The organism is Kitasatospora sp. NPDC058218 (genome assembly GCF_042882445.1).
Classification (GTDB): Bacteria; Actinomycetota; Actinomycetes; order Streptomycetales; family Streptomycetaceae; genus Kitasatospora.
This window is the reverse complement of record NZ_JBHVWC010000009.1, coordinates 28,545-37,255: the sequence shown is the minus strand read 5'-3', so window position 1 is coordinate 37,255 and position 8,711 is coordinate 28,545. Positions and strand designations below refer to the sequence as shown.

11 protein-coding genes and 1 pseudogene are annotated in these 8,711 nt (G+C 69.4%); 8 read left to right on the top strand and 4 right to left on the bottom strand.

Features of this window, described 5'->3' with window-relative positions:
• Nucleotides 1-155: 155 nt before the first annotated feature.
• Nucleotides 156-533 carry a hypothetical protein gene (locus tag ACFVYI_RS07645; RefSeq protein ID WP_387882231.1) on the bottom strand — a complete coding sequence of 126 codons (378 nt, stop codon included), beginning with the start codon at nt 531-533 and terminating at the stop codon, nt 156-158.
• A 185-nt stretch (nt 534-718) separates the two neighbouring features.
• Between ACFVYI_RS07645 and ACFVYI_RS07640 the strand changes: the two genes are divergently transcribed.
• On the top strand, nt 719-1,276 hold the full coding sequence (locus ACFVYI_RS07640; protein WP_387882230.1) for a hypothetical protein: 558 nt from the start codon (nt 719-721) through the stop codon (nt 1,274-1,276).
• Nucleotides 1,277-1,325: 49 nt separating this feature from the next.
• Here the strand turns inward: ACFVYI_RS07640 and ACFVYI_RS07635 are convergent, their stop codons facing one another.
• Nucleotides 1,326-1,520, bottom strand: coding sequence for a hypothetical protein (locus tag ACFVYI_RS07635; RefSeq protein ID WP_387882229.1), 195 nt, complete (start codon nt 1,518-1,520; stop codon nt 1,326-1,328).
• A 224-nt stretch (nt 1,521-1,744) separates the two neighbouring features.
• Here ACFVYI_RS07635 and ACFVYI_RS07630 point away from each other — a divergent pair, with 224 nt between their 5' ends.
• From ACFVYI_RS07630 to ACFVYI_RS07600, 7 genes and pseudogenes are all read left to right on the top strand, one after another.
• The gene (locus ACFVYI_RS07630; protein ID WP_387882228.1) at nt 1,745-2,176 is read left to right on the top strand and encodes an ATP-binding protein; all 432 of its coding nucleotides are present in this window, start codon (nt 1,745-1,747) and stop codon (nt 2,174-2,176) included.
• 423 nt (nt 2,177-2,599) lie between these two features.
• Entirely contained in the window at nt 2,600-3,067 is a 468-nt protein-coding gene (locus tag ACFVYI_RS07625) for a hypothetical protein (protein WP_387882227.1), read from the top strand.
• Nucleotides 3,040-4,260 (top strand): hypothetical protein, encoded by a 1,221-nt coding sequence (locus ACFVYI_RS07620; RefSeq protein WP_387882226.1) that lies wholly within the window; start codon nt 3,040-3,042, stop codon nt 4,258-4,260. The genes ACFVYI_RS07625 and ACFVYI_RS07620 overlap by 28 nt, the downstream gene beginning before the upstream one ends.
• On the top strand, nt 4,257-4,421 hold the full coding sequence (locus ACFVYI_RS07615) for a hypothetical protein (RefSeq protein ID WP_387882225.1): 165 nt from the start codon (nt 4,257-4,259) through the stop codon (nt 4,419-4,421). The genes ACFVYI_RS07620 and ACFVYI_RS07615 overlap by 4 nt, the downstream gene beginning before the upstream one ends.
• Nucleotides 4,402-5,192: pseudogene (locus tag ACFVYI_RS07610) on the top strand (SDR family NAD(P)-dependent oxidoreductase). Before ACFVYI_RS07615 ends, ACFVYI_RS07610 begins: the two are co-directional and overlap by 20 nt.
• Nucleotides 5,193-5,227: 35 nt before the next feature.
• Nucleotides 5,228-5,659 (top strand): NUDIX domain-containing protein, encoded by a 432-nt coding sequence (locus ACFVYI_RS07605; RefSeq protein ID WP_387882224.1) that lies wholly within the window; start codon nt 5,228-5,230, stop codon nt 5,657-5,659.
• Nucleotides 5,660-5,885: 226 nt separating this feature from the next.
• The gene (locus tag ACFVYI_RS07600) at nt 5,886-6,881 is read left to right on the top strand and encodes a hypothetical protein (protein WP_387882223.1); all 996 of its coding nucleotides are present in this window, start codon (nt 5,886-5,888) and stop codon (nt 6,879-6,881) included.
• Nucleotides 6,882-7,171: 290 nt separating this feature from the next.
• Here the strand turns inward: ACFVYI_RS07600 and ACFVYI_RS07595 are convergent, their stop codons facing one another.
• Nucleotides 7,172-7,621: a hypothetical protein gene (locus ACFVYI_RS07595; RefSeq protein ID WP_387882222.1), complete on the bottom strand. Its 450-nt coding sequence runs from the start codon at nt 7,619-7,621 to the stop codon at nt 7,172-7,174.
• 39 nt (nt 7,622-7,660) lie between these two features.
• A complete protein-coding gene (locus ACFVYI_RS07590) occupies nt 7,661-8,308 on the bottom strand; it encodes a hypothetical protein (RefSeq protein ID WP_387882221.1) in 648 nt (215 codons plus the stop codon).
• Between the last annotated feature and the right edge of the window lie 403 nt (nt 8,309-8,711).

The following is an 8,711-nucleotide window of genomic DNA, read 5'->3' as shown; positions in this document are numbered from 1 at the left end:
GGGGGGGGGGTTCCCGTTACGGGTTTTGGGGGCGGCGGGGGGGGCCCCGCGGCCCCCGCCGGCGCCCGGTTATGACTTGCGCTCGACCGCTGCTGCTGTCGGTTCGATGCCGATTCCGGCGGTCGGGAAGGCATCCCGACCGCCGTCTGCCGTGATCAGGCCAGGAAGAGAGCAGCGCGCTCGTCCAGTTCCTGGGCCGCCGCGACGCCTCGGCTCTTGGACTGGGCGAGGCTCTTGCGCATCTCACCGACAGCGCGACGGGTCCGGACGGACTGGAAGCCGGTCATCGCGTCGAGCGCGCGGTTCCAGGTGCCGCACGCCTGCTCGATGCCGCCGCCGGCGAGTTCCATCTTGGCTTGGGCCACCAGGTCGAGAGCGAGGATGCGTGCGTACGTCGTAGCCGGGCGGGTGGCGGCTGCCGCCGCGTAGTTCTCGGCGGCGCCCTTGCGGTCGCCGAGCCGGGAGAACACCTTCGCACTACGGGAATTGACGGTGGCGCCGGCCGGACCCCAGGATCGGGCCCAGTACGGCATGCCCTCGCCGTCGGCGGCCTCCAGCAGGTCGCGGGCACGCTGAACGGCCGGACGGCCGGTCGCCGCTGGCTGGTGGCGGCCAGGCCGTGGGCATGGGTGATGGTGAACAGGGCCTCGGTCGCGGCGTCCACCCGGCCGGCGACACGGGACAGCGCGGTCTCGGACAGTGCAAAGGTCTGGGAGGGGTGGCGGAGCTTCATGCCTTGCTGGGCCAGGGTACGCAGGACGAAGGCGTCGTGACCGACGATCCCGGACTCGACCGCCAGCGCGTACGACTGGTGGTAGTAGCGCTGGGCGAGGCCCTGTTCGCCGGCGTCGTACGCCTTCCAGCCGGCCAGGTGCACTCCGACGGCTGCGGCGGAGAGCATCTGTCGACGGTCCTCGTGGGTGCGGAAGGTGCCCCGACACAGGCCGGCCACCTCGGATCGCAAGTACTGGATCAGGGCGGATCGGCCGTGCTGGCCGCCGTGGCGTTCGTCGATCTCGGTGAACATGCTGATCATGTCGCGGACTGCGGCGACCTCGGCGGCCCCGGCGACGGCGCCGCTTCGAACGGCTGCTGTGCGCTCCGCGCTCTCGTGGACATACGCCAACGGCAGGTGCATCGCGGCGACGGAGTACGCCGAGGCGGCGAGGAACTTTCGACGGTCCAAATCAGCCCTCCACACCCGTGCGAGGACGCCCACCGGGTCGGGGCCGACGGACAGCCCAAGGCCCGGATCGGATTCTTCCACCGACCGTAGCCCGAGATCGCCAGCGGTGTAGATCCGTCCCGTCTTGCGAAAGAGCGCCTCACAGATGAAGGCGGGGGTGTCGCCTCCAGGGTCGGCGCCCCCGCAGCCACTTGTGGACGGTCGACGGGTTCGTCCGCAGGTGCACGCCGACCTCGGCCGCCACTCGCACGACGCCCCGGGCGAGAGCCTCGAAGGTCAGGTCAGCGTCGATGATGGCCGCTTCGAGCTGGTGATTCGTCACGGGCTGTGCCATGACCAGTCCCTTCCTCTGTGCCGGGGGGCGGTAACCACGGTAAAGACAACCGGCCCTCCCAGAGCGCGACTTGGACAAGGGAATGCCGGTTGACTTGGAGTCAGCCGGCCGGGAGCACGAATCCGACACCAACTCCGGGCAACCCGGGGCGGCCGACTCCGACCGCTGCCGCCGGGACAGCCCCCGCTGTCATGGCACCGCAGCCTTGGCGATCAGGAGCAGACGTGACGACCGAGGTGCCGACCAGGACGCAACCACTCGTACGACGTGTCACGACCGAGCTGCCGTGCGAGCCGCAGTCCGCATCGACGGCACGAAAGCTGGTGCGCGACAACCTCGCGCGCTGGGAGCTTGACCACTTGGACGGCGAAGCGGCGCTGATCGTCACGGAGCTGGTCTCCAACGCGGCGAGGATCAGCAGCGGCCGGAGCACCATGCGGGTCGACATCGCCCGAGTGACCAACCGGAGGCGCCAGGCTGTGCGCATCTCCGTACGGGACGGATCCCGCGTCCTACCGGTCCTGGTCCTCGCCGGACACGAAGCGGAGTCCGGCCGCGGCCTGTTCCTGGTCGACAACCTGGCCGCTCTCTGGGGCATCGAGCTGGACCCGTACGGCAAGACGATGTGGGCCGATATCTCCGTGGAGCAGAGGTGAGCGGCCGGCGCCACGACCAGGTGGGCGCCACGAACGTCACCCGATCCTCGCAAGCGGCTCCGGACACGCCGCCGCCTGCATGACCCCTGAACTCCCGCCCAGGCATCCACGGCACAGCCGCCCGGAGCGGGTCGGGGCGGCTCCGGGCGAACCCCCGCAGCCGGTGCCGCCCGTGTCCGCCGGCCTCGGCGACCGCCAGACCGGAAACCCATCGCACCGAATGGAGATCCGCCATGCCGCGAAACGCCGCACTGACCTGGGAGGCCCCGCAACCTCCGCCGCCTCCGCCGCCCGCGCCGCCGGTTCCTCAGCCGCCGCACCCGGGCCGGTAGCCCGATCCGGCTCTCGGCCGGGCACCCTCGTGGCGCCCGGCCGAGAGCCGCTCGCCCCCTGAGACCTTGTGCAGCGCACCCGGAGGAAATCGTGTCCATCTCCCCTGAGCACGACCCCACGCCTTCCCCGTCCGTCACGATCGCGTTCAGCGGCCCCGACAACGTCGGCAAGACCAAGCAGATCGGCGTCCTGTCCCGCCGCCTCGGCCCCGCCGCCCAAGCCACCGGGCCGCTGGACGACCACGACCCGCGCTGGGACGGCATCAAGTCCATGGGCATGGGCACGTGGTGGTTCGATCGCGGCCCGATCGAAGAGGTGGCCGACGTCCTCGCCGGCTCCTACCTGGAGCGCTCCCGGAGGCTCAGCACCGCGCCCGTGCGCCTGATGGACCGGGGGATCCCGATGCTGGAAGCCTCCCTGGCCGCGACCGTCGCGGTGCGCGAACGCTCAGCTCCGGCGCGGCCGCAGAGAGGGCCCGCACGCTGCTGGAGCCGTACGCGATCGACCTTCGGGCGGCCGAGTACGGCATCGTGCTCCTCCACGACGACGACCCGGTGATCGGCACCTCACGCAGCCTCTCCCACGAACGGCACGTCACCCCGATCTACGCGGACTACCAGCGGCACCTCCATCTGCAGATGCACAGGCTTGTCGACGAAGGCAGGTGGGCCGAGACCGTCGTGATCGGCGAACGCCGGGTCGTGGCCGTCCAGGACGAGCTTCGCCGGCGCCTGCACCCGATCACCCCGCTCGTTCCGCCCGGCGCGCTGCCCGGGGTGCGGGTGGTCGCGCTCGGTGGCATGTCGGAGAGCGGCAAGAGCACGACGGGTGAGTACCTACGAATCAGGCACGGATACGCCCGGCTCAAGATCGGCCACCTGATCGACGACGCCGCCCAGCGTGCCGGCATCGCCTCCCCGTACGAGATCCCTGCTGTAGTGCGGGCGGAACTGCTGATCGACGGCCTCGACCGGTTCTGCGCCGCCCACCACTTCTTGGACCGGGTCACCATCGAGTCCCTGCACGACCAGGACGCCACCGCCGAGTTGCGACGGAAGCTCGGCGAGCAACTGACCGTCGTCTACGTCGATGCGACACCCGAGGTCCGTGCCGAGCGCGGCACCGCCGGGCCCGAGGACGTGATCGAGCGCGACGCCGTCAAGGCCCGTCGCGGCGCGGCCGGGATCGCCGCGCTCGCACAAGAGATCGTCGACAACAACCACAGCCGCCTGCACCTGGAACGGCGCCTCGACGGGATCGCGCTCGCCCACCGCTGGCCGCTGCGGCAGCCGGCCACCGCACCGGTGAACACTCTGGGCCTACCGGTCCACCTGGAGTCCTACCTGTCCGCGCTGCTGGACCGCACCACCGTCCAGCAGCACCCGCTGTGCTGGCTCGACTTCCAGTACGCCGGACGCAACACGCTCGCCGGAGAAATCGCCATCCTGCTCTGGTACCTGGTCGGCATGGGCGGCTGGCTGGTCCCGACCTATCAGCCCGACATCTACGCCCACACGCTGCCTCTGCACCTGCCGCCGATCACCACCCCGCACCTCGAACACGTCGACCACGACGAGCGACACCGCCGCTTGGAGGTCCGTTACACCTGGCCGGTCGGGGCCGGGCGCCACGCGGCGATCAACCGCCGGCTGGAACGCGTGCACGCCGACCTCGCCCGGCCGCCGGCCTGGACCCGGACAGCTTCCTCACCCAGATCCGCCACTTCCTCGCCCTGCGGATCCTCGGTGTGATCCCACCCTCCCGTCTCACCGGCCACGACCTGCTCCTGCTACTCGCCAAACTCGCCGAGACCCAGCAGCCGGAGGCCGTCGGCGAGGCCTTCACCCGCACCCACCCCGCGCCGACCAGCGGCCGCGACGATTGGACCGACGATGACCACGCCTCTGCTTGAGCTCCCCATCGCCGCCCTCCCGCTCCAAGGCCGGGCGGCCCTGATCACCGGCGGAGCCACCGGGATCGGCGCCGCGATCAGCCGGGCCCTGGCCGGCGCCGGGGCCTCCGTCGCCGTCAACCACCTGGCGCAGATCCACCAGGCACGCACCGTGCTCGGCGACGTCCGCCGCGAAGGCCGCACCGGCATCGAGATCAGCGCCGACCTCACCGACCCGACCGCCGTGGCCGTGCTGGTCGGCCAGGTCGAGTCCGAACTCGGCCCGATCGACATCCTCGTCAACAACGCCGGCGCCTACCCCCGCATCCCGTGGAACGAACTCGACGAGGACCGCTGGGCCCGCGCCATCGAGTCCACCTGACCATCCACTACCGCACCTGCCGAGCCATCACCCCCGGCATGGCCGCCCGCCGATGGGGCCGCATCGTCAACATCGGCAGCGTCAACGCCCGCACCGGACGCCCCGACCTCGCTGCCTACAACACGGCGAAGGCCGGCCTGCTCGGCCTCACCAGGTCGCTGGCCAGGCAACTTGGACCGGCTGGGATCTGCGTGAACACTGTTCTACCCGGGGCCATCCAGGTCGAGGCGGAGAACGACCTACCCACCCACCACCGCGCCCGGCCCGAGGACCAGATCCGCCGCCAGTGCGTCCCGCGCCGGGGCCGCCCCGAGGATGTCGCCGCCGCAGTCGCCTTTCTCGCCGGCCCGAGCGCGTCCTTCGTCACCGGCCAGTCGTTGCACGTCGACGGAGGCTGGCTCCTCCACTGACCAGGCCGTCCCACCGAACAGGAGAACAGACCACCATGCAGCACCGCGTCCGAGCCGTCCTCCTCACCCCGAACAACACCATGCTGCTGATCAAACGCATCCGCCCCGGCATCGATCCGTACTGGGTCATCGTCGGCGGCAAGATCGAGCCGACCGACGCCGGCCCCGCGGACGCCCTCCGACGCGAGATCCGAGAGGAGATCGCCGGCGAAGCCGAGATCGTCAGCATCCTCCACACCCACCAGACCGACACCGACCGCGAGACCTTCTACCTGGCCACGATCGAGAAGTGGAGCTTCGAGGACCGCACCGGCCCCGAATTCAGCCAGGAGGGCCGGGGCGAGTACATCCTGGAGGAGATCCCCCTCAGCACCAACGCTCTCGACGCGGTCAACCTCCTGCCGCAGGAGTTCGCTGCCGTCCTGCGCGAGGCCGTCGAGAGCGGAGAACTTCTGGCCACGCGATAGACGGCGTCGCCCGCCTGGCCGTGGCGCATACGGGGACGGCGTTCCCCCGCCGGTGGCCGACCACGCATACGGCCAGGTCGGCTTCAATGAACACACCTTGAGGGAACGGGCGTTGTGCTACGTTCCGTAGTCCAACCGAAAATAGGCGACCCCGGCGGTGCGCTAACACCCCGGGGTCCGGCAACAGGAGCAGAAACTCCCGATGCGCGTCCATCGTAGCGCCCACGTGCGCAACTTCACCGTGCTGCCCAACGCCGTGCTTCAGTACCGGCGACTGAGCTACACCGCCCGCGGTCCGCTCGCGGACCTCCTCTCCCGCCCCGACGGCTGGCGCGAGGACGGCCGACACATGGCCGACACCAGCCCCCAGGGCCGTGGGGCCGTCCGCCGAGCCCTGAGGGAGCTTTCCGACGCGGGGTACTACCGCGTCGAGAAGATCCGCATGCCCGACGGCACGATCCGCACCGAGACCCACATCTACGACACCCCGCAGCTGGCGCTGCCAGGTACCACCCGTCCGGTCTCCGGTGAAGCGACCACCGGTGATGCTGGCGCCCTTAAAAAGAACCTGGAGCAAGGAACCTCCCTCCCCGCGGAGGAGAGCAACGAGCCGACCAGCGTCGACAAGATGGGAGGGCGGCGAGAGAAGGACCCTCCGAAAGTGCCCGACAAGCAGAGCTGCGAGGCGGTGGCCACGCTGTTCCGGGTAGTCCGACCGGAGCCGCGCCTACACCTCGGACAAGCCGAAGCACACGAGCTGGCCCCCTTGGTAGCCCAGTGGCTGGAGCACGGAAGCACCCCAGCCGATCTGGCCCATGCCCTGCTGCCAGGATTGCCCACCCCGGTTCACTCGGCGGTAGCCGTGCTCCGCTACCGCCTGGAGCGCAAGATGCCGCCCGCCCGCACAACCCGGCCACCCACAGCGGCGTCGCGATACTCCGAGTGTGCCAAGTGCCATGATCCCGTGTTCCAGCCAGGAATCTGCCGAACCTGCGCGGGGCTGGGAGCGCGGACGATCGAAGTCGATGGCGGTTGCTCCGTGACCGCTCGTGGCGCTGCCCGGGCAAGGACGGCACTCCGCGCAGCCAAAGCCGTTGACCCGCTGCATGGCACTCGCCGACCTACAAAGGGTTCAGGCTCATCGACCGCCGACATCACGCGGTCGCCAACACATCGTCAGTCCTCCCGAGTCCGAGCGCAGAAGCCGTCCCCGAGGTCGTGAGTGCCCCGGCCGCCACGGCCACGTTCCGGGACCGGAACCGGAACCGGACGCGCCGATCCAGGCGCTGGAGCGGGAACGGGCTGTCGGCGGGCCCCGGCTCGCGCTTCGCGCGGCTTCGCCCCACCGGGCAAGAGCTCGGTGGGGCGAAGCCGCCGGCCGTTGTGCGGCGTACCCGCCCGGCCATCACCGAGCCGGACCGACCGGTTCGACGGTGAGGGCCCCGTGGTTGTCAGGGGGCGATGTACCGCCCCCGCCCGATGTGCGGGCCGTTGCGTCCGACCGGCTTTCGCCTACCTGGTTTCCGACGATGACCTGGTCGATGGAGGGAGTTCGCCGATCGGCACGACGTTGCTTCTGGTGGAGCGGCACCGCCACCATGCGCCCGTGTCATCCACAGCCGGCACCATCGGGTGAGTGTGACCGGGGCAGGTCGGCCATTGGATGGACTCGAAGCCCGCAAGATGATCCTGCACCAGCTCTGCCGCGGACGCGGTGAGCCGGCTCACCGGGAGGGCGAGGTCGATACTGCGACTGAACTGGAGTTTCTCCGCCCGCAGGCCCAGGAGGAGGATCCGGCCGTACTCGTTGTCCTCGGCGAGCACCCACTGGGTATCTTCAGGAATGTCACCGGAGATCGCCCGCAGGATATCCCTACCGACCCGCATGCAAGGCTCACCGAGCGAGGCTGGGAGATCGACGGGCGGAACACCGACCAGATCCCAAGTGCCGAGAATCCTCATGGCATCAGACTATCAGCCACGACGAGAATGGAGCACTCATTACCGGCTGATCGTCACCACACTGGTGAACCCACTCTTCGTTTCCGCGGACTTGCTGTTGGCGATGATCGGTAGCCCGCCATCACCGACTACGTACCTGAAGACGAACCTGACGTTGGCGGTTCCGGGCACGCCACCCGAGTTGACCTTGAAGGTGCAGTTGCCGCTGGCTTCCATGTTGAAGCCGATGTAGTTGGTCGGAAACGTCCAGTGCCAGTAGTACCCGGCCGGGATGTTGGCGTGATTGTCCACGGTCCCCGTGGAAGCACCGTCGCGGAACTGCCATGCCGTGCAGTTCATCGACGACGTCGCGATGGCGATCAGCGGCGGACTCAGGACGAACGAGAACGCGACCGGGTTGCCATTGCCGTACGAGACCTGGGCACTGAACCTCCCATTGGAGTCACTCGCCAGGAAGAAGGGATCGTTGACGGAGAAGATCTTGCTGCCGTAATCTCCGGCCGCCTCGGCCGAACCGGAAAGTCCGGTTGATATCGCGATCAATCCGAGTGCGACGGCGGCCGCTCGGCTCACCGATTTCACGCTGCCAGTTTTCTTCATGGATCCATCGTGCAAAACCGCATCGAATGATTCATCGAGGTCAGAACGCTCTGGCGGGATCCAGCCGACAACTGGCCAGATGTACACCAACCACCTCGACCGAGAGAAGCAGGAGGTTAATATTCCGGGAAGTACGCATGTGTTTGGCGCGGCCGAACGATAGCAAGGCCCGGCAAGGCAACCCTCCCTGGCGGGCATCATCTGCACCCGCAGACTCCCCAAATGAGTCCTCTTAATCCAGTCGCCCGTCGCCTCTCGGTCGGGCGGCTCCTGGAACAGCGAGTGGCAGAGCGATCCGCAGGTCACGGGCCTGTGGATCAATCCCCCCGCACGAGTGGCAGGGCTTCGCGAACCGGCTGCACGACGCCGGGCACCAGCTGTACTGCCTGGTCCGGCCGTGACCACGACCGCGCGCGGGCGCCCCCGGGCGGGCGCGCGGGGGGGGGGGGGCGGGGACCCGGGGGGGGCCGGGGGCGGGGGGGGGGCCGGC

Bases quoted from the DNA above. Each gene is read 5' to 3' on its own strand.
- ACFVYI_RS07595 (WP_387882222.1), bottom strand. From the start codon at position 7,621: ATGAGGATTCTCGGCACTTGGGATCTGGTCGGTGTTCCGCCCGTCGAT.
- ACFVYI_RS07605 (WP_387882224.1), top strand. From the start codon at position 5,228: ATGCAGCACCGCGTCCGAGCCGTCCTCCTCACCCCGAACAACACCATG.
- ACFVYI_RS07635 (WP_387882229.1), bottom strand. From the start codon at position 1,520: ATGGCACAGCCCGTGACGAATCACCAGCTCGAAGCGGCCATCATCGAC.
- ACFVYI_RS07645 (WP_387882231.1), bottom strand. From the start codon at position 533: ATGCCGTACTGGGCCCGATCCTGGGGTCCGGCCGGCGCCACCGTCAAT.